The sequence below is a fragment of the Allobosea sp. GW823-FHT02B03 genome, from assembly GCF_058797755.1.
In genome coordinates this window covers 374,960-400,342 of the sequence record NZ_JBXAJY010000002.1, presented here as the reverse complement: position 1 = coordinate 400,342, position 25,383 = coordinate 374,960, and the positions used below count along the sequence as shown (strand labels likewise).

24 protein-coding genes are annotated in these 25,383 nt (G+C 67.0%); 11 read left to right on the top strand and 13 right to left on the bottom strand.

The annotated features are described in order from the left end of the window. Nucleotides 1–121: 121 nt before the first annotated feature. Both AC1REK_RS06770 and AC1REK_RS06765 read right to left on the bottom strand, forming a co-directional pair. Nucleotides 122–1,411, bottom strand: a complete 1,290-nt coding sequence (locus AC1REK_RS06770) for an ABC transporter substrate-binding protein (protein WP_316017509.1) — start codon at nt 1,409–1,411, stop codon at nt 122–124. 52 nt (nt 1,412–1,463) lie between these two features. Beyond that, complete coding sequence (locus tag AC1REK_RS06765; RefSeq protein WP_316017510.1) at nt 1,464–2,507, bottom strand: ABC transporter ATP-binding protein; 1,044 nt, start codon at nt 2,505–2,507, stop codon at nt 1,464–1,466. A 334-nt stretch (nt 2,508–2,841) separates the two neighbouring features. Between AC1REK_RS06765 and AC1REK_RS06760 the strand changes: the two genes are divergently transcribed. From AC1REK_RS06760 to AC1REK_RS06745, 4 genes are all read left to right on the top strand, one after another. Beyond that, the gene (locus tag AC1REK_RS06760; RefSeq protein WP_492268606.1) at nt 2,842–3,906 is read left to right on the top strand and encodes an ABC transporter ATP-binding protein; all 1,065 of its coding nucleotides are present in this window, start codon (nt 2,842–2,844) and stop codon (nt 3,904–3,906) included. Between the two features lie 14 nt (nt 3,907–3,920). Then, nucleotides 3,921–5,051, top strand: a complete 1,131-nt coding sequence (locus AC1REK_RS06755; RefSeq protein WP_492268607.1) for an ABC transporter substrate-binding protein — start codon at nt 3,921–3,923, stop codon at nt 5,049–5,051. 64 nt (nt 5,052–5,115) lie between these two features. Then, a complete protein-coding gene (locus tag AC1REK_RS06750; protein ID WP_414644950.1) occupies nt 5,116–5,946 on the top strand; it encodes an ABC transporter permease in 831 nt (276 codons plus the stop codon). Further along, nucleotides 5,946–6,758 carry an ABC transporter permease gene (locus tag AC1REK_RS06745; RefSeq protein WP_066472647.1) on the top strand — a complete coding sequence of 271 codons (813 nt, stop codon included), beginning with the start codon at nt 5,946–5,948 and terminating at the stop codon, nt 6,756–6,758. Before AC1REK_RS06750 ends, AC1REK_RS06745 begins: the two co-directional genes overlap by 1 nt. A gap of 11 nt (nt 6,759–6,769) precedes the next feature. Here AC1REK_RS06745 and AC1REK_RS06740 read toward each other — a convergent pair whose 3' ends face one another. After that, nucleotides 6,770–7,417 (bottom strand): hypothetical protein, encoded by a 648-nt coding sequence (locus tag AC1REK_RS06740; RefSeq protein WP_492268608.1) that lies wholly within the window; start codon nt 7,415–7,417, stop codon nt 6,770–6,772. Between the two features lie 55 nt (nt 7,418–7,472). Beyond that, nucleotides 7,473–7,784 (bottom strand): hypothetical protein, encoded by a 312-nt coding sequence (locus AC1REK_RS06735; RefSeq protein ID WP_492268609.1) that lies wholly within the window; start codon nt 7,782–7,784, stop codon nt 7,473–7,475. A gap of 124 nt (nt 7,785–7,908) precedes the next feature. On the opposite strand from AC1REK_RS06735, the gene AC1REK_RS06730 reads away from it, so the two are divergent. Then, nucleotides 7,909–8,163: a hypothetical protein gene (locus AC1REK_RS06730; protein WP_327522293.1), complete on the top strand. Its 255-nt coding sequence runs from the start codon at nt 7,909–7,911 to the stop codon at nt 8,161–8,163. A gap of 12 nt (nt 8,164–8,175) precedes the next feature. Here AC1REK_RS06730 and AC1REK_RS06725 read toward each other — a convergent pair whose 3' ends face one another. From AC1REK_RS06725 to AC1REK_RS06700, 6 genes are all read right to left on the bottom strand, one after another. Continuing rightward, nucleotides 8,176–9,564, bottom strand: a complete 1,389-nt coding sequence (locus AC1REK_RS06725) for a M20 family metallopeptidase (protein ID WP_492268610.1) — start codon at nt 9,562–9,564, stop codon at nt 8,176–8,178. A 159-nt stretch (nt 9,565–9,723) separates the two neighbouring features. Then, the gene (locus tag AC1REK_RS06720) at nt 9,724–10,707 is read right to left on the bottom strand and encodes an ABC transporter ATP-binding protein (protein WP_492268611.1); all 984 of its coding nucleotides are present in this window, start codon (nt 10,705–10,707) and stop codon (nt 9,724–9,726) included. Next, nucleotides 10,704–11,678: an ABC transporter ATP-binding protein gene (locus tag AC1REK_RS06715; RefSeq protein ID WP_492268612.1), complete on the bottom strand. Its 975-nt coding sequence runs from the start codon at nt 11,676–11,678 to the stop codon at nt 10,704–10,706. Before AC1REK_RS06715 ends, AC1REK_RS06720 begins: the two co-directional genes overlap by 4 nt. Further along, nucleotides 11,678–12,574 carry an ABC transporter permease gene (locus AC1REK_RS06710; protein ID WP_327522297.1) on the bottom strand — a complete coding sequence of 299 codons (897 nt, stop codon included), beginning with the start codon at nt 12,572–12,574 and terminating at the stop codon, nt 11,678–11,680. Before AC1REK_RS06710 ends, AC1REK_RS06715 begins: the two co-directional genes overlap by 1 nt. 1 nt (nt 12,575) lies before the next feature. Continuing rightward, complete coding sequence (locus tag AC1REK_RS06705) at nt 12,576–13,493, bottom strand: ABC transporter permease (RefSeq protein ID WP_327522298.1); 918 nt, start codon at nt 13,491–13,493, stop codon at nt 12,576–12,578. Between the two features lie 164 nt (nt 13,494–13,657). After that, nucleotides 13,658–15,184, bottom strand: coding sequence for an ABC transporter substrate-binding protein (locus AC1REK_RS06700; protein ID WP_492268613.1), 1,527 nt, complete (start codon nt 15,182–15,184; stop codon nt 13,658–13,660). A gap of 165 nt (nt 15,185–15,349) precedes the next feature. Between AC1REK_RS06700 and AC1REK_RS06695 the strand changes: the two genes are divergently transcribed. Together AC1REK_RS06695 and AC1REK_RS06690 are read left to right on the top strand one after the other, a co-directional pair. After that, entirely contained in the window at nt 15,350–16,300 is a 951-nt protein-coding gene (locus AC1REK_RS06695) for a LysR family transcriptional regulator (protein WP_327522300.1), read from the top strand. After that, entirely contained in the window at nt 16,297–17,742 is a 1,446-nt protein-coding gene (locus AC1REK_RS06690; protein WP_492268614.1) for an SNF2-related protein, read from the top strand. The genes AC1REK_RS06695 and AC1REK_RS06690 overlap by 4 nt, the downstream gene beginning before the upstream one ends. A gap of 143 nt (nt 17,743–17,885) precedes the next feature. Here AC1REK_RS06690 and AC1REK_RS06685 read toward each other — a convergent pair whose 3' ends face one another. Next, nucleotides 17,886–18,068: a hypothetical protein gene (locus tag AC1REK_RS06685; protein WP_492268615.1), complete on the bottom strand. Its 183-nt coding sequence runs from the start codon at nt 18,066–18,068 to the stop codon at nt 17,886–17,888. Nucleotides 18,069–18,219: 151 nt separating this feature from the next. On the opposite strand from AC1REK_RS06685, the gene AC1REK_RS06680 reads away from it, so the two are divergent. From AC1REK_RS06680 to AC1REK_RS06670, 3 genes are all read left to right on the top strand, one after another. Beyond that, complete coding sequence (locus AC1REK_RS06680; RefSeq protein ID WP_492268616.1) at nt 18,220–19,467, top strand: putative DNA modification/repair radical SAM protein; 1,248 nt, start codon at nt 18,220–18,222, stop codon at nt 19,465–19,467. After that, complete coding sequence (locus AC1REK_RS06675; RefSeq protein WP_492268617.1) at nt 19,467–20,915, top strand: UdgX family uracil-DNA binding protein; 1,449 nt, start codon at nt 19,467–19,469, stop codon at nt 20,913–20,915. The genes AC1REK_RS06680 and AC1REK_RS06675 overlap by 1 nt, the downstream gene beginning before the upstream one ends. Before the next feature lie 65 nt (nt 20,916–20,980). Continuing rightward, complete coding sequence (locus tag AC1REK_RS06670) at nt 20,981–21,742, top strand: SDR family NAD(P)-dependent oxidoreductase (RefSeq protein WP_492268618.1); 762 nt, start codon at nt 20,981–20,983, stop codon at nt 21,740–21,742. A 234-nt stretch (nt 21,743–21,976) separates the two neighbouring features. On the opposite strand, the gene puuE is transcribed toward AC1REK_RS06670, so the two are convergent. Further along, entirely contained in the window at nt 21,977–23,401 is a 1,425-nt protein-coding gene (gene puuE, locus AC1REK_RS06665; protein WP_492268619.1) for an allantoinase PuuE, read from the bottom strand. Nucleotides 23,402–23,473: 72 nt separating this feature from the next. After that, nucleotides 23,474–23,827: a hydroxyisourate hydrolase gene (uraH, locus tag AC1REK_RS06660; protein ID WP_316017529.1), complete on the bottom strand. Its 354-nt coding sequence runs from the start codon at nt 23,825–23,827 to the stop codon at nt 23,474–23,476. Between the two features lie 155 nt (nt 23,828–23,982). On the opposite strand from uraH, the gene AC1REK_RS06655 reads away from it, so the two are divergent. Next, nucleotides 23,983–25,233 carry a urate hydroxylase PuuD gene (locus AC1REK_RS06655; RefSeq protein WP_492268620.1) on the top strand — a complete coding sequence of 417 codons (1,251 nt, stop codon included), beginning with the start codon at nt 23,983–23,985 and terminating at the stop codon, nt 25,231–25,233. Nucleotides 25,234–25,383 lie beyond the last annotated feature (150 nt).

Genomic DNA, 25,383 nt, shown 5'->3' with positions numbered 1-25,383 from the left:
TCAGCCCTCCGTCATTGCGAGGAGCGTGAGCGACGAAGCAATCCAGGGGCGGAAGAGCTCTGCGTCTTCCTGGATTGCTTCGCTTCGCTCGCAATGACGGTTGGGCTTCATCGACGACGTCCTAGCGATACGACTTCAGGATGCGCTCGGCTTCCGCCTGGGCGTCGGCCATCGCCGGGCCCGGCTGCTTGGTGCCGGTGAGGGCAGCCTGCAGGCCGTCGTTCAGCGCCTTGGTGACGCGCTGGTTCTCATGGGTCGAGAGCTCGGCGACGGCGGTCGGCAGCTGGTCGCGCGCGACGAGGGCCTGCGGGAAGTCGGCGACGTACTTCTTCATCGCCTCGGTCTCGTAGGCCGCCGGGGTCACCGCGACATAACCGGTGTCGGCGCTCCACTGCGCGGCACGCTCGGGCGTGGTGATCCAGCGCACGAACTTGAACGCGGCTTCCTGCTCGGCCGGGCTCGCCTTCTTGGAAAGGTAGAAGTTGCCGCCGCCGGTCGGGCTGCCGGGCTTCTTGCCGGCGGGCAGGACCGCAACGCCGAAGGGGAACTTGGCGTTGGTCCTGACATTGGTCAGGTTGCCGGTGGTGGTCCACATCATCGCGACCTTCTTCTCGAAGAAGTCGCGCGGCGTGGTGCCCCATTCGACGATGCCGGGCGGGTGGACCTTGTGCTTCTGCGAGAGGTCGACCCAGTACTGCAGTGCCTCGACGACGCCGGGATTGGCATAGTCGGTCTTGTCGCCGGCCGGATTGGCGAGGATGGCGCCGGCCTGCGTCGTCAGACCCTGGAAGAGCCAGTAGGGGAAGCCGGAGGAGGGGATCTGGATGCCCCATTGCGTCACATTGCCGGCGGCGTCGCGCTTGGTCAGCTTCTGCGCGAATTCGAGCTGCTCGGCCCAGGTCTTCGGCGGCTTCTCGGGGTCGAGCCCGGCTTCCTTGAACAGCTCCTTGTTCCAGTAGAGGACCACCGTGGAACGCTGGAACGGGATGCCCCAGGTCTTGCCGCCGGTCTGGCTGTTCTCCATGAAGCCCGGGAAGAAGCTCGAGAGCCACTTCTTGTCCTCATCGGTCTTGATGTAGGGGTCGAAGGGGACGATCGCTTCCTCGTCGATCAGCGTGAACATGTCGGTCGAGAGCAGCACCGAGAGCACCGGCGGCGTGCCGCTCTTGTGCGCTGTCAGCGCCTTGACGATGGTCTCCTGATAGGTGCCGGCATAGATCGGCTTGACCTTGATGGTCGGATTTTCCTTCTCGAAGCCGGCGGCATAGGCATCGATCAGCTTGGTGATCGGCCCGCCCACGGCGACCGGATAGAAGAAGGAAAGCTCGGCGGTCTGGGCGAGGGCCGGCCTCGCCACGGCGAGCGAGCCGGCGAGGGCCGCTGTGCCGCTCAGGAATTCACGCCTGTCCATATCTCATTTCTCCCCTGCTACGGCGTTTGAACGCCTGGTTATTCAGGCGTCGTCAGTCGAGGACGAGCCTTTGCTCGGTCTTCAGGTCGAACCAGTGCACCGCCGATTGTGACAGTCTGATGTGGACACGGTCGCCGGCCATGGCGCGGACCTTGCCGGGCCGGCGCACGATGAACGGATGCCCGTCGATCCGGGTCTCGACCAGCGTGTCGGCGCCGAGATATTCGACCGCGACGACATCGGCGGCAATGCCGCTCTCGGCCAGCTCGGTCATCTCCGGACGGATGCCGACCGCGAGCGCGCCCGGCTCGACATGGGCCGGCGGCGAGAGGCCTTCGCCACCGCCTTGCGTCACGACCGAGCCGAGCGGGATGACGTTCATCGGCGGCGTGCCGACGAAGCGGGCGACGAAGATCGTCGCCGGGTTCTCGTAGAGCTGGTCGGGCGGCGCGTCCTGCTCGATCCGGCCATTGCGCATCAGCACGACCTGGTCGGCCATGGTCATCGCCTCGACCTGGTCATGGGTGACGTAGACCATGGTGATGCCGAGCTTCTGCTGCAACTCGCGGATCTCGCGTCGCATCTCGACGCGCAGCTGGGCGTCGAGATTGGAGAGCGGCTCGTCCATCAGGCAGACCGGGGCCCGCGCGACGATGGCGCGGCCGAGCGCGACGCGCTGCTGCTGCCCGCCGGAAAGCTGCGACGGCTTGCGGTCGAGCAAAGCGCCGAGGCCGAGGATTTCGGCGGCACGGGCCAGGCGCTCGTCGCGTTCGGCGCGCGGCAGCTTGCGGACCTTGAGGCCGAACAGGATGTTCTCCGCCACCGAGAGATGCGGGAAGAGCGCGTAGTTCTGGAAGACCATGGCGATGCCACGGCGCGAGGGCGGTGCGTTGGTGACGTCGTTGCCGCCGATCGCGATCACCCCCGAGCTGGCATCCTCCAGCCCGGCGATCAGACGCAGCGTCGTCGACTTGCCGCAGCCGGAAGGGCCGAGCAGGGCGACGAGCTTGCCTTGCCCGACGGTGAAGGTGACGCCGTCGACCGCCGGGGTTCCGCCCCAGTTCTTCGAAACGGCCTTGAGTTCGACTGAAACCATACGCTGACTGGCTCTCCCCCCGAGGCGCTGCCCTGCCCAGCCGAATCCGCGGCGTCCTCACGCCCCGCCCCCCGGCGTGCGCGAGCATGACGGGAAATTCCGCGCGCACAAGACCCCCTCCACAGCCGTTTCGAGCGCGGCGGAAGCGAGCTGAAACGGCAATCGCCGACCTTCACAAAGCTGTTGCACACCGGTGCAAGTGTCCGCTACGCTTATTCCAAGCGAGCTGCAAAATGGAATGTATGATCCATTTTGCCGGAATAAGATCGCGTGAGGGAGAAGGCGTTTGCAGGCCGAACGGCAACAGAGCTTGCGCTCGGGCGAGGCGATCAGCGTGTGCGGTCTGCACGTTGGCTATGGCAACACGCGCGTGCTGCACGGCGTCGATCTCGACTTTTCTCCTGGAAGCTTCACGGCGCTGCTCGGCTCCTCCGGCTGCGGCAAGACCACGCTCCTGCGCTCGCTGAGCGGCTTCGTGCCGGTGCAGTCCGGCTCGATCATCGTCGGAGGGCGCGATGTTGCCGGCCTGCCGCCGGAAAAGCGCGGCATGGCGATGGTGTTCCAGTCCTATGCGCTCTGGCCGCACATGACCGTGCTGCAGAACATCGGCTACGGGCTGAAGCTGCGCGGCGTGCCGAAGGCAGAGATCGCCGCCAAGGTGGCCTCGATGCTCGCCTTCCTCGGCCTCTCCGGCTATGAGGGCCGCAAGGTCACGGCGCTTTCTGGCGGCCAGCGCCAGCGCGTCGCGCTCGGCCGGGCGCTCGCTATCGATCCTGGAATCCTGCTGCTCGACGAGCCGCTCTCCAATCTCGACGCCAAGATCCGCATGACGATGCGACATGAGATCCGGGCGATCCAGCAGCGCCTCGGCGTGACCGCCGTCCATGTCACGCATGACCGCGAGGAGGCGATGACCATGGCCGACCGGCTGGTCATCATGGAAGCCGGTCGGATCGCCCAGGTCGGCACGCCGGAGGAGGTCTATGACCGCCCGGCCAGCGCCTTCGTCGCGAACTTCATGGGAGCCGAGAACATCCTGCCGCTGCGCGTCGAGCACTCGGCGGGTGGCGCGTCGCTCCTTGCCGGCGACGCCGCGGCCGAGCTGCCCCCGGCGCTGCGCGATCTCCTGCCGGCCGGCAAGGCCGTCGCCTATTTCCGCGACGACGTCGCGCGCCTCGACGCGGCCGATGCGCCGTCGGCGGGGGATCTGGTGATGGCGGGCCGCGTCGCGGCCCGTGCCTATCCGGGTGGGGTCTATCGCTATCGCGTCAAGACCGACGACTGCGAGGTCACGGTCGACGACGCCACCCGTCACGAACTCGGAGCGAAGGTCGGGCTGCGCATTCCCGTGCAGCGCCTTCACATCTTCCCGGCGTCCGAGGCCGGGCTTGCTGCCTGACAGGGGTTGATCACATGCGCACGCTCACGATTGCCTGTTCGATCGCAGCGCTGATGGCGGCGACGCCGCTTTCGGCGCAGACACTCAACGTCGCCACGGCCGGCGACCAGAACATGGTCGACTATGTGAAGGACTATCTCGGGCCGATGTTCGAGAAGGCCCATCCCGGGGTGAAGGTCGTCTCGGTCGGCACCGGGCCGGGCGATTCCGGCTCGCAGAAGATCTACGAGAAGCTCGACGCCCAGAAGGCCTCGGCCGCCACGGATTTCGACGTCGTCGTCATCCACCAGAAGGCGGCCGGCACGATGGTCAAGGAAGGGCTTCTGGCCAAGTACACCGACGGGGTCGACACCGCGAAGCTGGTCTCCAGCGAGGCGGCGAAGAACTCGCTCGGCGCCGACGTCTCCGGCTATGTGATGCCGATGTTCCAGTCGCAGACGGCGCTGGCCTACAATGCCGACCTGCTGAAGACGCCGCCGAACAGCTTTGCCGAGCTGAAGGACTGGGTCGGCAAGAACCCGAAGCAGTTCGGCTATAACGGCATCAAGGGCGGCATGTCCGGCGTCGCCTTCGTCACCGGCTGGGTCTACGCCTTCGGCGGCGATGCCGACAAGCTGGTCAAGGGACCCTATGATCCGGCGGTGAAGGCCGGCTGGGACAGCGCGCTCGCCGACCTCAAGACCTTCAACAAGAACGCCGTCATCACCCCCGGTAATGCCGGTACCCTCGACATGCTGAACCGCGGCGAGATCGCCATGGGACCGGTCTGGGTCGACATGTTCTATTCCTGGCAGGCCGACGGCAAGCTGCCGCCGAACATGAAGCTGAAGCTCGCCGCACCGGGCATGCCGGGCCAGCCCATGTACTACGCCGTCCCGGAGAAGACCGCCCATCGCAAGCTGGCCGAGGCGTTCATCGCGCTCGCCACCAGCCCGCAGGTCCAGGCCGACGGCATCGTCAAGCGCTTCAACTGGTATCCGGGCATCGACGCCAAGAACCTCGAGGGCAAGCTCGACCAGGCCGCCTGGAACAAGCTCTTCACCGACATCACCCCGGCCGATCTCAGCGCCAAGGCGAAGCCCTTCCCGATCGCGCCCTACTTCAACGACATTCTCGAAAGCTACGAGAAGAAGGTCGCGAACTGAGCCTTACCCCCAATCGCGGCCCGGTTCCTGCCGGGCCGCATCTTTCCCGATGGCGCCCAACATGCTGTCTCAACGCCAACTGGCGCTGATCCTGATCGCTCCCGGCCTGTTCCTCGTCGCGGCGCTGTTCCTCTACCCGCTCGGCTTCTCGCTGATCTCGGCCTTCACCCGGCCGGACGGCTCGCTGACGCTGGAATGGTTCGCCAAGGCCTTCGAGCTCTATTCGGGCGACATCCTCTTCACCATCATCATCGTGGTGACCTCCTGCGTGCTGACCGGGCTCGCCGCCATTGCGATCGCCGGCACGCTGACGCTCGGCGAGAACCGCTGGGTGGTCGGCACGCTGCGGGCGCTCTATCGCTGGCCGCTGTTCATCCCGTTCATCGTCGCTGCGCAGTGCATGCGCACCTTCCTCGCCAAGAACGGGCTGATGAACAACACCTTCGTCTCGCTCGGGCTGATGGAGCCGCTGAGCGCGACGAGCTTCCTCGACTGGCGCGGCATCATCGCCACCTTCGTCTGGAAGCAGACGCCCTTCGTCGCGCTGCTACTCGCCGGCGCCCTTGCCTCGATCGATCGTGCGACGCTGGAGGCCGGCCGCAATCTCGGGGCCTCGCGCCCGCGCGTGCTCTTCGAACTCGCCCTGCCGCAGGTGATGCCGACCCTGCTGGTCGCGCTCGTTTTGTCCTTCGTGACGATGCTCTCGGTGCTCTCGGTGCCGATGATGGTCGCCGGCTCGCAGCCGACCATGCTGACCGTCGACATGGCGTTCCGGATCAACGCCTATGGCGACTATTCGACTGCGAATGCGCTCGGCGTGATCACATATCTGATCAGCGCCGGCGCTGCGATCCTCTACCTGAAACGCGGGCTGGCGAAGGAGGGCGCGCCATGATGCGGCTCGCCTCCGCCGCCAGGGCGACCTTCGCGGCCGCCGTCCTCACCGCCTTCGCCTTCGTGCTGATCGGCCCGCTCGCCAATCTCGCGCTGTGGTCCGTGGCCGAGCGCTGGTACACGCCCTACAAGCTGCCGGTGACCTATGGCACGCGCTATTGGGAGCAGGTCTTCCGGCCGACCGGCGACGCCATGGCCTCACTCGGCACCAGCGTCTGGATCGCGGTGCTGACGGTGATCGTCGCGCTCGCTCTGTCGATCCCGGCCGGCTACGCGCTGGCGCGGCTGAAGCTGCCGATGCGGGCGGCCTTCATGGTGCTCTTCCTGCTGCCGCAGGCGTTTCCGTCGGTCGCGATCTACATCAACGTCGCCCGCGTCTTCTACCAGCTCGGCATCAACGGCACGGTGCTGGGCGTGGTGCTGGTCCATGCCGCGCATGGGCTGGTGTATTCGGTCTGGATCGCGGCCGCGGCCTTTGCCGCCGTCGACAAAGACCTCGAACTCGCCGCGCGCAATATCGGAGCCTCACCGCTGCGCACCTTCTTCACGGTGACATTGCCCTTGGCGATGCCGGGGATCATCGCGAGCGGCATCTTCGTTTTCCTGGAATCGCTCGACGAGTTCACCGGCACCTTCTTCGTCGGCGTGCCGCAGGTCACGACCCTGCCGCTCCTGCTCTACAATGCGGCGATGGGCGGCAACTATCAGGTCGCCTCGATCACGGCGCTGATTCTGCTCGTGCCCTCGGTGCTGTTCATGCTGTTCATCGAACGCTTCCTGCGGGCGGACGTTCTGGCCAAGGTCGGCGCCTGAGATCGGCGCCGCTACTCCGTCCAGGACAGCAGGATCTCGCCGACGACGGGTTTCACAGCCTTGATGTCGGCATCGCCCGAGGAAAACTCGCTGTCGCCGGAGACGCGATCGAGCGCCGCGCCGTCAGCGCCTTGCGTGTCATGAAAACGCAGGAGCAGCCGGCAACCGCCGCCTGCCTTTGCGAGCTTACCGCCGCGCCAGTCGGTCGCGGTGCCGGCATAATCCCAGCCGAAGCCAAGAATGGTGAAGGGTCCGCCATTGGCTCGCTCGACCGCCGCGAGCGGCGTGCCGATCGCGATGCGCGTTCCATCCGGGCCCTCCACCGATTGGCCAGAGCCTTCGCGGATATAGATCGTTGCTGGACGACGACGTTTCGCGCCGTCCTGCCAGATCAGCTCGATGCGCCGCTTGCTGTCGCCCGGGAAGATGATGGCGCCCGGCTGCTTCTCGCCTTCGCCTATCTCGATGCGCGCCCGCCGGACATTGTTCTTGCCGAAGGCCCGGATCAGGGCCGACTCGTCGGCGTTGCGCGCGAAGGGGCCGGTGCAGGCGACGGGGGCGAGGGGCTGCGCGGCAGCGGGGATGACGCCGAAGGTCAGCGCGGTGAAGGAGGCTCGGCACAACCATAGGTGACGGCTCGGGCGGATCGCGAAGCTCATCCCTCAGCCTAGCTTGCCTGCCGCTGCGGAAGCCAGGCCGGGAATGACCTGCGTGTCAGACCTTCGGCGGCGCCGAGCCGCGGTCGAAGACCAGGGTCGCCTCGGTGGGCCCGGCCGGGTCCTGACCGGTCGGAATGTCCTCGGCGGCGTGCCTGACGGCTTCTTCCTGCTCGGTCAGGCCGTCGATCGTGTCGTTGGCGTCGCTGCCGGCATCGTGGACATTGGTCTCGTCGCTGACCTTGCGCCGGTCGCGGCCCGCAAGATCGGGATCGGGACGGACCGAGGCGTCTTCCGGGCGGACGGCATCACTCTCGATGCGCTCGTCGAGCAGCGCCGGGTTCTCGCGCGGCTTGGGGCTCTCTGGCATGGCGGCTCTCCCTGGCTGGCCTGTTGCCGAACCAAGCCATGAGCCTCGGCATTGTTCCGCGGGGCCTCGCCTGCGCCGAACTTTCACGGGCGCGCCGCGTTGCGTCAGGCAAAGGGAGCACGAGATGACGATGTTTCATCAGGCCGCAGGCGAGCCCGGCGGCGATCCGATGCCGCCAATGCCGCCGCCAGAGTTGCCGCCGCTGACGCCGGGCGAGGTTCCGCCGGCGCCGCCGATCGAGACGCCGCCCGATGCGGAGCCCGTCGGCATTCCGACCGACCCACCGCCGGAGCTGCCGCCCAATGCGCCGCCAGAAACACCGCCGGCGACGCCTGTCGACCTGCCGCCGGCGCGCGATCCGCGCCAGCCGCAGGAGTGAAGGGCTCTTGGGTCAGAGCGCCGGCGTGTTGCCGTCGCCGAGGTCCCAGTAGAGCCCCGCCATCATGCCGAGCGCCTCGCGGGCGATCGCGACCGGGAGGTGCTCGTCCGGGGCGTGCTGCGAGCAGCCCGGATAGGAGTGCGGCACCCAGATCGTGCGCAGGCCGAGGATCTCCGAGAAGATGTCGTTCGGCAGCGAGCCGCCGAGATTGGGCAGGAGCGCCGGCTTCTTGTTGGTCGTCTTCGCGATCGAGGCCAGCGCCCAATGGACCCAGGCATCCTCGGGGTCGAGGCGCGTCGCGTTGAAGATCTCGTCGCGGGCGAGGGTGACCTCGACCATGTCGAGCCCGTGGCGCTTCAGGTGGCGGCGCAGCGCCGGCAGCACCTCGTTCGGGTCGATACCGACGACGAAGCGCAGCTGGCAGCGGGCCCAGGCGCTCGGCGGCACGGCGTTGACCGGGGTCTCCGGCACGCCCGACTTCATCGCCAACACGTCGAAGGAGCACCAGCCGAAGACCTGCTCGGCCGGCGACAGGCCGGGCTCGCCCCAGTTCGGATCGATGGTCGGGCCGTCAGGGCCGCCATCGACCTCGCAATCGGCGAGCGCCTTGCGCACCGGCTCGGGCAGCTCCTTCGGCACCCATTCATGGATGCGGATCTGGCCGGTCGGGCCGGCGATCGAGGCGATGGCATGGGCGAGCTGGATCGCCGGGTCGGAAAGGATGCCGCCCCAGTTGCCCGAATGGTGGCCGCCTTCGCGGGCGTTGATCGAAAGGTCGAAGGTGACGCCGCCGCGCGAGCCGAGGAAGACGGTCGGCCGCTCGGCATTGAGGCGCGGCCCGTCGGAGCCGATCAGCACGTCGGACTTGAACAGCTCCTTCTGTTCGGTGCAGAGCTCGCGCAGGCCCGGAGAGCCGCATTCCTCGCCCATCTCGATCAGGTACTTGGCGTTGAAGCCGAGCTTGCCGCGGGTCTCGAGCACCGCGCGCAAGGCGTTGATGTTGATGACGTGCTGGCCCTTGTTGTCGACCACGCCGCGGCCGTACCAGCGGTCGCCGCGCTCGGTCAGGGTCCAGGGCGAGAGGCCTTCGCTCCATTGAGCGTCGAGGCCACGGATGACGTCGCCATGGCCATAGCCGAAGATCGTCGGCAGGGACGGGTCCTCGATGCGCTCGGCGAAGAGGAAGGGCCCCTTGGCGCGCGGATGGGTCAGCGTCCTGCAGGTGAAGCCGAGGCCCTCGAGCAGCGGGCGCATCTCGTTTTCGAGATAGTCGCTGAGCACCGGGGCGCGCTCGGGATTCTGGCTCTCGGTCGGCATGGCGATGAGGCGCGAGAGGTCGCGCTTGAGGCTGCCGGAATCGAAGTAGTCCTGGGCGTGCGCGACGGCCTGGGCGCGGGTCATGGGAACGTCTCCTCGCTGGGAATTCTATTTGTCCCGGCCTCATCCTGAGGAGCCGCGCAGCGGCGTCTCGAAGGATGTTCCAGAGATCGCTGGAGGCATCCTTCGAGACGCGATCTGCGATCGCTCCTCAGGATGAGGACCGAGGGGGAAATGGACATGTCAGGCGGTGGTGCTCGCCTGTTCGTCATAGAGATGGCAGGCGACGAGGCCGGCCGTGTCGGCCCGCAGCTTCGGCGTCACCGTGGCGCATTGAGGCATCTTCGCCGGGCAGCGCGGGTGGAAGGGGCAGCCGGGCGGCGGGTTGAGCGGGTCCGGGAAGGCGAGGCCGAGCCCGGTCTCCGGGATGCCCTTGCCGGGTTCCGGCGTCAGCACGGAGGCGAGTAGCGCCTTGGTGTAGGGATGGCGCGGCGCCTTGAACAGCGTCGCGGTGTCGGCGAGCTCGACGACGCGGCCGAGATACATCACCGCGACCCGCGTCGCGATATGCTCGACGACGACGAGGTTGTGGCTGATGAAGACATAGGTCAGCCCGAGCTCGCTGCGCAGATCGTTGAGCAGGTTGAGGATCTGCGACTGTACGGAGACGTCGAGCGCCGAGGTCGGCTCGTCGCAGACCACCATCTCGGGATTGAGGATCAACGCCCGGGCGATGGCGACGCGCTGGCGCTGGCCGCCGGAAAGCTCGCGCGGATAGCGGTCGGCGAAGCGGCGGGGCAGGCCGACCTTGTCGAGGATCGCGATGGCGCGCTCGCGGCGCTCCTTGGCCGTGCCGATGCCCTGGACGGCGAGCGGCAGCGCGACGATCGAGGCGATGGTGCGGCGCGGGTTCAGCGAGGAATACGGGTCCTGGAAGACCGGCTGAACGCGCTTGGCCATGCCGAGCCGGCCGAGCTTGCCGACATTCTCGCCGGCGAGCGCGATCTCGCCGCTGGACGGCGGCAGCAGGCCGAGCAGCATGCGCGCCAGCGTGGACTTGCCGCAGCCGGATTCGCCGACGATGCCGAGCACCTCGCCCTTGGCGATGGCGAGCGAAACGCCGTTGACGGCGTGGAGCTTGCGCTTGCCCTTGAACAGGCCCTGGCTGACCGAGAAGGAACGGGTGAGGTCACGCGCCTCGAGCAGGATCGGATTGGTCGCGCTCATGCCGCGTCCTCCAGGATGCAGCGCCAGCTATGGCCGTCCGGCCGCTGCCGCAGCGGGGGCGCCTCGGCGCAGGCAGGCTTGGCGTGCTTGCAGCGGTCGCGGAAGCTGCAGCCCCTGATCTCGCCGACGAGCGAGGGCACGACGCCGGGGATGACGCCGAGCTTGCCGCCGGGCTCGGTGCGGCCAGGTACCGGGATGCAGTCGATCAGGCCCTGCGTGTAGGGGTGGCGCGGATTGCGGAAGATCGCCTCGGTCGGACCCTCCTCGACGATCTGGCCGGCATACATCACGCCGACCCAGTCGGCGATGCGGGCGACGATGCCGAGATCATGGGTGATCAGCACCATGGCGATGCCGAGCTCCTTCTGAAGATCGGCGAGCAGGCGCAGGATCTGGGCCTGGATGGTGACGTCGAGCGCGGTGGTCGGCTCGTCGGCGATCAGGAGGTCGGGCGAGCACATCAGCGCCATCGCGATCATGACGCGCTGGCGCAGGCCGCCCGAGAGCTGGTGCGGATACTGGCCGAGCCGCTGGGCGGCATTGGCGATGCCGACCTTGCCGAGCAGCAGGATCGCGCGATCGCGGGCTTCCGCCTCGCTCGCCTTGCGGTGCAGCTTGTAGGCCTCGGTCATCTGGTCGCCGATGGTGTAGGCCGGGTTCAGCGCCGTCATCGGTTCCTGGAAGATCATCGCCATGCGGTCGCCGCGCAGGGCGTTGATCCGCTTCGGCGTTGCCTTGGCGAGGTCCTCGCCAGCGAAGGAGAGGCGCCTGGCGGTCTTCTTCGCCCCCTTGGGCAGGAGGTCCATGATCGCGAGCGAGGTCATCGACTTGCCGCAGCCGGACTCGCCGACGAGGCAGAGCGTCTTGCCCTTCTCGACCTTGAAGGAGAGGTCGCGCACCGCATGGAGCGAGCCGCGCGGCGTCGCGATGTCGACGGTGAGGCCGTCGATCTGAAGGATGGCGTCGCTCATCAGGCGCGTCCCTCCGGCGAGATCACGTCGCGCAGGCCGTCGCCGGCGAGGTTGATGGCGAAGATCAGCAGGGCAAGCGCGCTGCCGGGCAGGGCGATGAGCCAGAATGAGAAGAACATGTAGGCCTTGGCTTCCGAGATCATCAGGCCCCAGGAGGGCAAGGGCGGCTGCACGCCGAGGCCGAGGAAGGAAAGCGCCGCCTCGAGCAGGATGGCGCTGCCCGCCTCGAGCGTCGCGACGACGATCAGATGCGGGGCGATGTTGGGCAGGACCTCGCCGAAGATGATGCGGCTGGTCGAGGCACCGGCAGCCTGGGCAGCGGCGACATAGTCGAGCGAGCGGACCTGCTGGGTCGCGCTGCGCATCACCACCGCGAACCGGTCCCATTTCAGCAGGCCGAGCACGAGGATGACGATCCAGAGCGAGGAGCCGACGATGGCGACGACGGCGAGCGCGACCAGGATCACCGGCATGGAGAGCCTGGTGGTGACGAGGAAGGTCATCACCATGTCGATCCGGCCGCCGAAATAGCCGGCGAGCAGGCCCATGGTCGTGCCGATCAGCCCGGAGATGATGACGACGCTGATGCCGATCAGCAGCGAGATCCGGGCGCCGTAGAGCAGGCGCGAGAGATAGTCGCGGCCGAGCGGGTCGGTGCCGAGCGGATGCACCCAGTTGCCCTTCTCATACCAGAAGGGCGGGATGTTCCGCGCCGTCAGGTTCTGCAGATAAGGGTCGTGCGGTGCCAGCAGCGGGGCTGCGAGCGCGATCAGGATGAACAGCACGAGCAGACCGAAGCCAAAGACGAAGGCCTTCTGGCCGAGGAAGCGGCGCAGCAACTTGCGGCCTTCGGAAAGCTCGGGCGCCTCGGCGACGGAGAGGGAGGTTTCGCTCATCTCAGGCCACCCGGATGCGCGGGTCGAGCCAGGCATTGGCGATGTCGGCGGCGAGCGTCAGCAGCACGTAGACGACGGAAAGCAGCAGGACGACGACCTGCATGACCGGGAAATCCTTGTAGGTGATGCTCTGGTAGGCGAGGTAGCCAAGGCCATCGAGCGCGAAGATCGTCTCGATCACCACCGAGCCGCCGAGCAGGAAGCCGAGCTGCACCGCCGCCAGCGCGACGACGGGCACGACGGCGTTGCGCAGCGCATGCTTGAAGATGATCTTGCCGGAAGGCAGGCCCTTGGCGCGGGCGGTGCGGATATAGTCGGCCGAAAGCACCTCGATCATGCCGGCGCGGATCAGCCGCATGAAGGCTGGCGCGGCATAGTAGCCGAGCGCCACGGTCGGCATGATGTAGTGCTGCCAGGTCGCGGAGCCGGAGACCGGCAGCCAGCGCAGGGTGATCGAGAACAGCATCACCAGGATCAGCGCGAAGAAGAAGTTCGGCATCGCCTGGCCGAAGACGGCGATGGCGAGCGCGACCCGGTCGATCCAGCTGTTGGCATAGATCGCGGCGAGCACGCCGAGCGGGATCGAGATCAGCAGCGCGAAGGCGAGCGAGGTCAGGCCAAGGATCAGCGTCACCGGCATCTTCGCCAGCACCAGCTCGGACACGTCGGTCTTGAAATAGATCGAGGTGCCGAAATCGCCGCGCAGGGTCTTCCAGAGCCAGTCGAGATACTGGACGAGCAGCGGACGATCGAGCCCGTAAGTCTTGCGGATCACGTCGATATCCGCCTGCTGTGCGCCTTCGCCGGCGATCGCGACCGCGACGTCGCCGGAGAGGCGCAGCAGGAAGAAGGCGATGGCCGAGACCGCGAGCGCGACCATCAGCGCCAGGCCGAGCCGTTTGAGGATAAAGCCGAGCATTAGGTGCTTTCGCAGGATGCTGAAATAGGCCCGGGCGGCTGCAGGGCAGCCGCTCGGTAGCAGGTAGGCAAAGGCAGGCCGTCACGCCGCGCCAGGGCGCGGCGAAGGAACCGAGGAGGATCGCTTCGCCGCGCGGGCGAGGACGGCAGGGAAGGCGGCTGGACTTACTTCCAGCCCATCTCCCAGAAGCGGACCAGCTCGTCCGGGTAGGCCTTGAAGTTCAGGTCCTTGTTGGCGACGTAGTAGACCGGCAGCGAGTAGAGCGGCGTCGCATAGGCCTTGTCGGCGATGATCTTGAGGGCGCCCTTGTAGGCTTCCTTGCGGACCGCCGGATCGACCGAGTTGTTGCCCTTGTTCAGGAGGTCGCGGACCTCCGGATCGCGGGTGACGTCCTCGCTGCGGAAGGCGAAGTAGTTCGGCGTGTTGGCCGAAACGTCGTTCACCGAGAACGAGCCCCAGGTCTGGTGCGTCAGCATCGCCTTGTTGGTGGCGATCTGCTCGCGCATCGCGGCGTATTGCAGGAAGCGCAGATTGGTCTTGATGCCGACGGCCTGGAGATAGCCGATCAGCGCCTCGGTCTGGTTGCGCTCGCGATAGGCGACGATGTCCAGGGTCAGGTCCTTGACGCCGGCCTCGGCCAGCAGGGCCTTGGCCTTGGCGGGGTCGTAATTGTAGCGCGTCGCGCCCTCGTCGGTGCAGCCGAACTGCGAGGGGAAGCAGATCGTGTTGATGACGCGCGAGCCGTCGCCGACGATGTTCTTGACCATCGCCTCGCGGTCGATGGCGTGGATGATCGCCTTGCGGACGCGCTCATCCTTGAGCGCCGGGGCCGGGGTGCCGTCCTGGATGTTCATCTGCATGAAGACGATGCGCATCGTCTCGCCGGAGACGACCTGCAGGGTCGGCACGGTCTTGAGCTGGTCGGCCTGGTCCTTGGGGACGTGCATGATCAGGTCGCCGCCGCCCGAGAGCATCTCGGCCATCTGGGTCTGGCGATCCGGAATGAAGCGGATGTCGATCTTGCCGATCTTCGGCTGCGGCTTCGGCGAATCCTTGAAGTAGTCCTTGTTGAGTTCGAGCGTGATCGACTTGCCCGGGACGTAGTTCGAGACCTTGTAGGGGCCCGAGCCGACCGGCTTCTCGTTCTGGCCCTTGGGGCCGACCTTCTCGTAGTACTCGTTCGGATGGATCACCACCGGGCCGGCGAGATATTCGATCGCGGCCGGGAAGACCTCCTTGGTGGTCAGGCGGACCTTGTACTTGTCGAGCTTCTCGGCCTTCTCGATCCAGTTGACGTTGCCCTGGGTGACGACCTTGTTCTCCGGCTTGGAGATGAAGTTCAGCGTGTAGACGACGTCGTCGGCGTCGAATTCCTCGCCATTGTGGAACTTCACGCCTTCGCGCAGCTCGAACTCGATGGTCTTGTCGTCGACCAGCTTCCAGCTCTTGGCAAGCTGGCCCTTGTACTCGTTGGTGTTCGGGTCGCGGTAGACCAGCGTATCCCAGACATTCGCGCCGATGATCACGCCGATGCGGACATTGTTGAAGAACGGGTCGACGTTCTCGGGCGCCTGGTCATAGGCGAAGCGGACCGTGTTGGCGGCCTTCTGGGCGGAGGCCGGCATGCTGGTCAGGGCCGCCATTGCGGTACCCGCCAGCGCGACGGCCAGCGTCTTCATCGAGATTCGCATTCTTATCCCCTCACGGCTTCATCGAGCGTGCTGACAAAGCTCCGCCACGGCTGGACTGCCGCAGTTTTGCTTTATTCGAAATCTGCCCAAGGATTGAGCTTGCCGCCATAAGAATGAATCGAAGGGATCGTTGCCGAACCGGCAAAGCTTCTCTAAAGCCGCGCGATGCAGACAGCGGCCCTCCGATATTTCCTGGCGGTGGCGCGGACCGGCTCGGTCAGCGCCGCGGCGCAGCGCCTGCGGGTGGCGGCCTCCGCCGTCAGCCGCCAGATCGCCAATCTCGAAAAGGAACTCGACGCGGACCTGTTCGAGCGGCGCTCGCACGGCATGATCGTGACCCAGGCCGGCCAGACGCTGGCGGCCTATGCGCAGCGGCTCGAGCTCGAGGCCGAGCAGGTCGTCAACGAGATCCGCGAACTGCACGGCGCCGGGCGCGGGCTGATCCGCATGGGCGTCACCGAGGGTTTCGCCGTCTCCTTCATTCCCGAGACGATCCATGCCTTCCGCCAGCGACATCCCGATGTCTCCTTCGACATGAAGGTGATGTCGCCGCAGGTCGTGACCGAGCAGGTCCGCACCGGCGCGATCGATCTCGGGCTGACCTTCGTGCTGCAGCAGGAGCGCGGCGTCACCATCAACTGGCAATGCGCGACACGGACCTACGCGTTCGTTGCGCCGCATCATCCGCTGGCGCAGCAGGAAACCGTGCGCATCGAGGACATCTTCGCCCATCCGGTCGCGGTGCTCGACAGCGAGGCGACCGTGCGCAAGATCGTCGACATCTATTTCTCGGCGCGCGGACTGACCGTCGATCCCGTGCTGACCTCGACCAATGTCGCGAGCCTGCGCCATTTCTGCAAACTCGGCGGCGCCGTGATGTTCGCCAGCTCGATTTCCTTCGGGGCCTCGATCCGCGACGGCTCGGTGGTTGCGCTGCCGCTGAAGGACGGCGAATTGCCGCCGCGCAGCCTGCAGATTCAGACCATGTCCGGTCGCGCGTTGCCCAAGGTGGTGACGAATTTCATCAGCACGCTGATCGAGGAGTTGCAGCAGGCAGACGTGCTCGCGGCGATGGCAACCGAGCCACCCGCGAAAGCCGAGGGCTACCGCGCATGACGGCTGCGGGGCAGGGCGCTGCGTCCGACATCATGGTGCCGCACCCGCACCAGCTCGTGGCGTGCGACGCCATCCTTGCCGCGCGGGCGGCAGGCAAGCCGGGCTTCCTGCTCGGTGACCTGACGGGTCTTGGCAAGACGCTCTCGGCCTGGCTCGCCATCTCCGCGATGCCGGAGCAGGAGGTGCTGGTGATCTGCCCGAAGGGCGCGATCCCGCAATGGCGGCGCACCATCGCCCGTTCCGGCCTGCCGGCGAAGAAGCTCACCCTGATGAATTTCGAGCGGACGAAGTCGCTGCTCGCGCCGCCGCCGGCCTCGAACAAGCGCTCGACCCGGGCGAAAAACAATGAGCTCGCCAAGCACGGCACGCCGAAGCGGACCTGGCCGCTGGTCGTGATCGACGAGGCGCACCGCATCCGCAATCCGAACTCGCAGCAGGGGCTGGTTTGCCGGCAGATGGCGGCAGCCGCTGAGTTCGCGATCTATATGAGTGCGACGGCCGGGCAGGCACCGCACGAGCTCTCCTATCTGGCGCGGCTTCTGAGCGGGGCGGCCGGCATGGCTGATGCCGATCTCGACGGCTTCAGGCAATTGATGAAGAAGCTGAAGATCGGCCGGGCCAAGGGGCGCTGGAAGAACTGGAGCTGGGAGCCGAACGAGGCCGACCGCAAGGTGATGGCCGAGCTGCTCTATCGCGGCCGGAACGCCATCGGCCTGCGACGCCGGCCCGAGGAGATCGCCGGCTGGCCCGAAGTGCAGCGCGAGCTTGCCCCCGTCGCGCTCGATGCCGCCGAGCGCAAGCTCTACGACGCGACCTGGCGGGAATTCCGGCGCGAGCTCGGCCTTGCCGGTGGCTCGACCCGCAAGCCCGCCGGTTGGGCCGCCGATCTGCGCTTCCGCCAGAAGGCGAGCCTGCTCAGGACCGCCGGCACGGCGGACTTCTGCCAGGACCTGCTGGAAAACGACGAGCAGGTCGCGATCTCCGTCGCCTTCCTCGAAACCGGCGCCATGCTGGCGGAGAAGCTCGCGGGACGGGGCTGGCGCGTCGGCTCGATCACCGGCGAGCATTCGGGCGAGGCGAATGAGGCGACGCGGATCGCCTTCCAGACCGGCAAGCTCGACGCGGTCGTCTTCACCGTGACCGAGTCGATCTCGCTGCATCGGGCCGAGATGCCGGGCGGGGAGCGCGAGCGGGCGCTGGTCGTCCATGATCTGCGCCACAGCGCGATCCAGCTCCAGCAGATCGAGGGGCGCTGCCATCGCGACGGCCAGCACGCGACGATCTTCTATGCCTACGCCGAGGACACGGTGGAGGAGAAGGTCGCCGCGACCGTGCTTCAGCGCATGGCGGCGATGGAGGGGCTTGCCGGCGACGAGACGGCGCTGATCGAAGCGATCGCCGGCGCGATCGAGCAGGCGGCGCTGGCGCGGGAGGCGGCTTAGACGCTGCCTCCACCTTTAACGAGTCATCCCGGGCGACCGTAGGGAGACCCGGGATCCATTCCGGAACCTCATTCGGAAATGCTCCGGAATGGATCCCGGATCTCCGCTTCGCTGCGTCCGGGATGACAATGGAAGGCTAGGCGCTAGTTCATCTGCGCGCGCGGCGGCTCGTCCGGCGCGCGCTCGCCGACACGCTTGGCTTCGTCGACGGCCCGCTCGGTCACGCCGACGGCCTTGTACCAGAGGTCGCGGGTATAGGCGCCCTGATGGACCACGGCGTCATAGCCGATCGCGATGACCGCGATCACCAGCAGAATGCGAAACATGGGTTCCCCCGTCCAAATCTATCCTCGCAAGGGAACGCGGTGGCCCAAGCCCGGTTCCGATCCGTCGAGCCGTGTCCGGTGCGACGATCATGCAGGCTGGAACCTCTGGCGGGTGGCGGGCGTTTGATTCAATATAGAACATACAGTGAACATGGAGGCGCGCTTGGCGCAGCTCACCACGCTTCAGAAGCTCGAAATTCTCAGCGACGCCGCGAAATACGACGCCTCCTGCGCCTCATCGGGCACGGTCGAGCGCAATTCGGTCGGCGGCAAGGGCGTCGGCTCGACCACGGGCTCGGGCATCTGCCATTCCTATGCGCCCGACGGGCGCTGCATCTCGCTGCTTAAGATCCTGCTGACCAATTTCTGCTCTTACGACTGCGTCTTCTGCATCAACCGCAGTTCGAGCAATGTCCGGCGGGCCCGCTTCTCGGTCGAGGAGGTCGTGGCGCTGACCCTGAATTTCTACAAGCGCAACTATATCGAGGGCCTGTTCCTCTCCTCCGGCATCATCCGCTCGCCGGACTACACCATGGGCGAGCTGGTGCGCGTCGCCGAGAGCCTGCGGCTGGAGCACGATTTTCGCGGCTATATCCATCTCAAGTTGATCCCGAGCGCGAGCCAGGAGTTGATCGACCGCGCTGCATTGTTCGCCGACCGGGTCTCGATCAATGTCGAATTGCCGAGCGAGACCTCGCTCAAGCGCTTCGCGCCGGAAAAGCAGCCGCTCGACATCCGCAGCGCCATGGGTGGTCTCAAGCTCAGGATCGACGAGGCCGCGGCCGAGCGCGAGCGCTCGAAGCGGGCGCCCGCTTTCTCGCCGGCGGGGCAGAGCACGCAGATGATTGTCGGCGCCGATGATGCCAGCGATGCCACGATCCTGCAGCGCAGCGCCCAGCTCTACGGTTCTTACGGCCTGCGCCGGGTCTATTATTCCGCCTTCAGCCCGATCCCCGACTCATCCAAGCAATTGCCTCTGTCGGAGCCGCCGCTGATGCGCGAGCACCGGCTCTACCAGGCCGACTGGCTGACGCGCTTCTACGGTTTCGAGGTCGACGAGATCATGGATGCGGCGCCGGGTGGCATGCTCGACCTTACCGTCGATCCCAAGCTCGCCTGGGCTTTGCGTCATCGCGGCCGCTTTCCGGTCGACGTCAACCTCGCCGATCGCGAATTGCTGCTGCGCATTCCCGGGCTCGGCACGCGCAGCGTCGATCGCATCCTCGCCATGCGCCGCTTCCGGGGGCTGCGGCTGGAGGATGTCGGGCGGCTGGTGCGCTCCTTGCGCGTGCTTCGCCAGTTCATCGTCACGGCCGACTGGCGACCGGGGGCGATGCTCGACGGCGAGAGGCTGAAGGCGCAGCTGGCGCCGAAGCCGCAACAACTGGCGCTGCTCTAATGTTCGTCGCGCGTCTTGCTCATTTCACTGATTTCGAGGGCTGGCGCAGCTTCGCCCGGCGCTTCGCGCAAGCGCTGATAGCGCCATCGGCGATCGACTGGCGCGTCGGCGAACACGATACCGGCCTGTTCGGCGAGGACGTGGTCGAAGGCGACGAGGGCAGGGGCTTGAGCGTACCGCGGGCCTTCATCACGCTGGCGCAGGAGGTGATCTGCCACTGCGATCCCGCGCGCTTTGACCTGCTCTATCGCCTGCTTTGGCGCCTGCAGGAGGAGCGCGAGCTGCTCCAGATCGCTTCCGACCATGACGTCCATCGCACCGAAGCGCTGGCCCGCTCGGTCCGGCGCGACATGCACAAGATGACCGCCTTCGTGCGCTTCCGGGAAGTGGATGACGGGGAGGGCGGCGAGGCTTTCGTCGCCTGGTTCGAACCCGAGCACCACATTCTTCAGAAGGTCGCGCCCTTCTTCGTCGAACGCTTCACCACCATGCGCTGGACGATCCTGACGCCGCGCGGGACGCTGCTCTGGGACGGGCGCGAGCTCAAGCTCGGCGAGGCGGCGACGCGGGCGCAAGCCCCGGCCAGCGACGTGATGGAGGATTGGTGGCGGACCTATTACGCCAGCATCTTCAACCCGGCCCGGCTGAAGCCGAAGGCGATGAGGGCGGAGATGCCGGTGAAGTACTGGCGGAACCTGCCGGAGGCCGAACTGATTTCTCCTTTGATCGCCGACGCTGCCCGGCGAACGCAGGAGATGATCATGAGCGCTCCGACCTCACCGCAGAAGCGGCGGCCCGCCACTACCCCCGAGGCGACCGCTTCCGACCTTTCGGCCCTGGAAAGCTGGGAGCACGCCGCGGCCGCCGCGCGCTCCTGCCGGCGCTGCGATCTCTGGTGCGATGCGACCCAAACGGTGTTCGGCGAAGGCCCGCGCAACGCGCCGGTGATCTTCGTCGGCGAACAGCCCGGCGACCAGGAGGACCTTGCCGGCAAGCCTTTCGTCGGCCCCGCCGGCAAGGTCTTCGACCGCGCCATGGCCGATGCCGGGCTCGACCGCACCCAAGCCTATGTCACCAATGCGGTGAAGCATTTCAAATTCCAGCTGCGCGGCAAGCGGCGCATCCACGAGAAGCCGAATGCCGGCGAGATGAAGGCCTGCCGCTTCTGGCTCGACCTCGAGCTCGGCTTCGTCAGGCCGCAGCTGGTGGTGGCGCTGGGCGCAACCGCGCTCAAGGCGCTGACCGGCGAGACGGGCTCGCTTGCCGAGGCGCGGGGGCGCAAGCTGGCCTTGCCTGACGGAACGCCGCTGCTGGTCACCGTCCATCCCTCCTATCTGCTGCGGCTGCCGGACGAGGCGGTGAGGGCGCGCGAGACCGCCCGCTTCGTTGCCGATCTCGCGAGCATCCTCGAAAGGGTTCCTGCGCTCGGCCAGCCGCGGGCTGCCTGAACCGGGCTTGACCGGCATGGCGCGGCATTGTCCCCTCCGGCGGCTTGTTGCGACGGGGGGTGGCGGTGTTCGAGGATCTCAAGGGAAAGCGCGTGTTGGTGACCGGCGCCTCGTCCGGACTGGGAGCGCATTTCGCCCGGCTGCTGGCGGAACGCGGCGCCCATGTCGCTGCCGCGGCGCGGCGCACCGACCGGCTCGCGGCACTGGCGCAGGCTGCGGCCGGCCTGCCCGGCAAGATCGTGCCGGTTTCGCTCGATGTCGGCTCGGTCGCGGCGATCGAGAGCGGTATTGCTGAGGCTGCCGGCCTGCTCGGCGGGCTCGATGTGCTCGTCAACAATGCCGGCGTCGGCGAGACCGAGCAGGCGCTTTCGGTGAGCGAGGCGCAATGGGACGCCCAGCTCGACGTCAACCTGAAAGGCTGCTTCTTCGCGGCGCAGGCGGCGGCGAAGATCATGGTGGATCAGGGGGTTGGCGGCGCCATAGTCAATATAGCCTCGATCCTCGGTGAGCGTGTCGCCGGCAGGGTCGCGCCCTATGCGATTTCGAAGGCCGGGCTGATCCAGATGACCAAGGCGCTGGCGCTGGAATGGGCGCGCCATGCGATCAGGGTCAATGCGCTGGCGCCCGGCTACATCGTCACCGACATCAACCGTGAGTTTTTCTCAAGCGAGGCCGGCGAGGCGCTGAAGAAGCGCATCCCGATGCGCCGGGCGGGCGAGCTGGAGGATCTGGACGGGCCGTTCCTGCTGCTCTGCTCGGATGCCGCCCGCTACATGACCGGGGCGGTCGCCGCCGCCGATGGCGGGCATCTGGTCAGCGGGCTGTAGCGGTTTCGCCTCGCCGTCATTCCGGCTGCAGCGAAGCGGAGTGCCGGAAGCCATGCCACGACGCTGCTCCAGCTCGTCATGATCGCCCTTGCGGCGAGCATTCACGCCTTGAACACTGGTCTCGACCAGCGAAGGCGTGGATGGTCGGGACAAGCCCGACCATGACGGAAAGGGCGGTGTTCATGGGGGCCGGGCTCAGACCTGTGACCTGCCCCGGAAAGACCGCAGCGCGTTCTAGCTGGCCGGCAGCAGCTCCTTCAGCCTGAGCAAGGCGATCTTCTCGACCTGGGCGAGGGCCGTCTCGAACTCATGCTCCGGCGTGCTCTTCAGGCGCGCCTCGAAGGCGGCGAGGATGTCCGCCTTGGTCAGGCCCTTCACGGCGAGGATGAAGGGGATACCGAAGCGTGCCTTGTAGGCTTCGTTCAGCGCGGTGAAGCGGGCGCGCTCATCCGAGGTCAGCCGGTCGAGCCCGGCCGAGCCCTGTTCCCCGGCCGATTCCGGCGTCAGCTCGCCCGCTGCCGCGATCTTGCCGGCGAGGTCGGGATGAGCGAGCAGCAGCGCCTTCTGCCGCTCGCGCGGGGCAGCGCGCATCACCGCGACCATCGCCCGGTGCAGCGCCTCGGCGCCGTCATGTTGCTGCCCGAGCCCGGCATCATGGGTTGCCTCGGCGATCCAGGGCGAATGCTCCCAGATGCGGCCGAAGACCTCGACGAACAGCGCCTTGGGCACCGCGGAAGGCCGGTAGCCGCCCGCGGGCGGATGCTGCCTCACCCAATGGCGCGCGATGTCGAGCCTCGTCGCGACCCAGACCCTGTCATGGCTCTGGACATAATCGAGGAAGCGGGCGAGCGCGGCAGCGCGGCCGGGCCGGCCGACGAGGCGGCAATGCAGGCCGACCGACATCATCTTCGGAGCGGTCTCGCCCTCGGCATAGAGCGTGTCGAACGAATCCTTGAGATAGGCGAAAAACTGGTCGCCGCTGTTGAAGCCCTGCGGCGTCGCAAAGCGCATGTCGTTGGCGTCGAGCGTGTAGGGCACGGCGAGCTGCGGGCCATGCGGGCCTTGCAGCCAGTAGGGCAGCTCGTCGGCATAGACGTCGGCGGTGTAGAGGAAGCCGCCTTCCTCCATCGTCAGGGGAATGGTGTTGACCGAGGTGCGGCCCTGATAGCAGCCGAGCGGGCGTGTCCCGGCGAGCTCGGTCTGGATACGGATCGCTTCCTCGATATGGGCGCGCTCGGTCTCGGCGGGCGCATCGCGATAGTCGATCCATTTCAAGCCATGCGTCGCGATCTCCCAGCCGGCCTCCTGCATCGAGGCGACGATCTCGGGATAGCGCTGCAGCGCCGAGGCGACGGCGAAGACGGTGACCGGCATCTTCCGCTCAGTGAACATCCGCCAGAGCCGCCAGTAGCCGGCGCGCGAGCCGTATTCGTAGATCGACTCCATGTTCATGTGGCGCTGGCCGGGCCAGGGCGCCGCGCCGACGATCTCGGAGAGGAAGGCCTCGGAAGCGGCATCGCCGTGCAGTGTGCAGTTCTCGCCGCCCTCCTCGTAGTTGATCACGAACTGTACCGCGATCCGCGCCTCGCCCGGCCAATGCGGATGCGGCGGGGTGCGGCCATAGCCGACAAGGTCGCGCGGATAGAGGGAAGGGCTCATAGGATGATTCAAGTCCGTGCGGCGGTGATTCAGGAGCGGCGCGTAAGGCTTTGAAAACCGGTTGGTTTCGCTTCAGCTGCCGCGATAGGTCGAGTAGCTCCAGGGCGAGGCGAGAAGCGGCACATGGTAGTGCCCCTCGGGCTCGGCGATGGAAAAGCGGATCGGCACATGGTCGAGGAAAGCCGGCTCGGGGAGCGTCGTGCCGAGGCCTCGGAAATAGTCGCCGATGCGGAAGGTCAGCTCGTAGCTGCCGGCGGTCAGCGTGCCGGTCAGCAGCGGCGCGTCGGTGCGGCCGTCGGCATTGGTCTGCGTTTCCAGGACGCGGTTGCGCGAGCCGTCCGGCGCGATCCAGTCCAGCGTGATGCGCACCCCTGCCGCCGGCCTGCCATTGACCGTGTCGAGCACATGCGTCGACAGCCGCCCCATGCCTTGTCCTTTCGCCGGTGGAGCCGCGCTGGCGCGGCCGGAATGATGCTTGCGTTCCGGAAAAGGCCGAACCTAGTCTGGAAGCCGCATGCAAGTTCCATCCCCGAATCTGCCCTGTCAATTCGCGCGCCGAGGCGCCTTCGCGGAGACGCCGCATGCTTGAGGCCTATCTCATGGAATGGGGCGGCATGCTGCTGCGCTGGCTGCATGCCATCGCGGCCATCGCCTGGATCGGCTCGTCCTTCTTCTTCATCCATCTCGATGCTTCGCTCAGGGCGGCGCCCGATGCGCCGGTGAACGCGGCCGGCCAGCCGACGCAGTTCCTGGCCTGGCAGGTGCATGGCGGCGGCTTCTACGCGATGCGCAAATATCTGGTCGCGCCGGAGGTGCTGCCGAAGGAGCTCACCTGGCACAAATGGCAGGCCTACTGGACCTGGATCTCCGGCTTCTTCCTGCTGGTCTGGGTCTATTACGCCCAGTCGGAACTCTATCTGATCGACCCGGCGGTGATGGCGCTCTCCCCCTTCGCGGCGGGTGCGATCGGCATCGCGGCCCTGGCCGGCGGCTGGCTGTTCTACGACCTGCTCTGCAGGTCGCCGCTGGGCAGGAACGACGTCGTGCTCGGGCTGCTGGGGTTCGGCTATGTCATCGCTGCGAGCTGGGCCTTCTCCAGTGTCTTCTCAGGGAGGGGGGCGCTGATCCACACCGGCGCGCTGATGGCGACGATCATGTCGGCCAACGTCTTCTTCGTGATCATGCCGAACCAGCGCAAGACCATCGCCGCGATGGTGGCCGGCGAGACCCCCGATCCGAAATACGGCAAGCAGGCCAAGCAGCGCTCGCTGCACAACAACTACATCACTTTGCCGGTGCTGTTCCTGATGCTGGCGAACCACTACCCGGTGACCTACGCCAATTCGGCGGTGATCCCGGTCCTGGTTGCGCTGGTGATCGTCGCCGGCGCGCTGATCCGGCACTTCTACAATGTCCGCCATGCCGACCACGCGAAATCGCCCTGGTGGACCTGGGCGGTGGCGGCACTGGCGCTCTGGCTCGCCTTCTGGGTGGCGATGGCCTCCTCGCCCGGCGGGCGCGAGCGGCTCGGCCTGAAGCCGTTGCCGGCAGCCAAGCCGATCATGCTGGCGGGGCTGGCGCCGCCGCCGGCCGAGGTCGCCAACATCGTCACCGGGCGCTGCGCCATGTGCCATGCGCCGGAGCCGTCCTGGCCCGGCATCCAGATCGCTCCGAAGGGCGTCTATCTGCACGAGCCGGAGCTGATCGCTCGCCAGCGCCATGCGATCGGCGTGCAGGCGGTGATGACCCACGCCATGCCGCCGAACAATCTCTCGGGCATGACGGTGGACGAGCGGCGCCAACTCGCCGGCTGGGTAGCGCAGAAGCGCTGAGCGCCGTCCCGGTTGTCGCGCGAGTAGGCACGGGTCGTCCCGGGCGACCGAAGGGAGACCCGGGACCCATGCCTGAACCTCTAGCGGCAAGGCTCCGGAATGGATCCCGGATCTCCGCTTCGCTGCGTCCGGGATGACCAAGCTCGAATG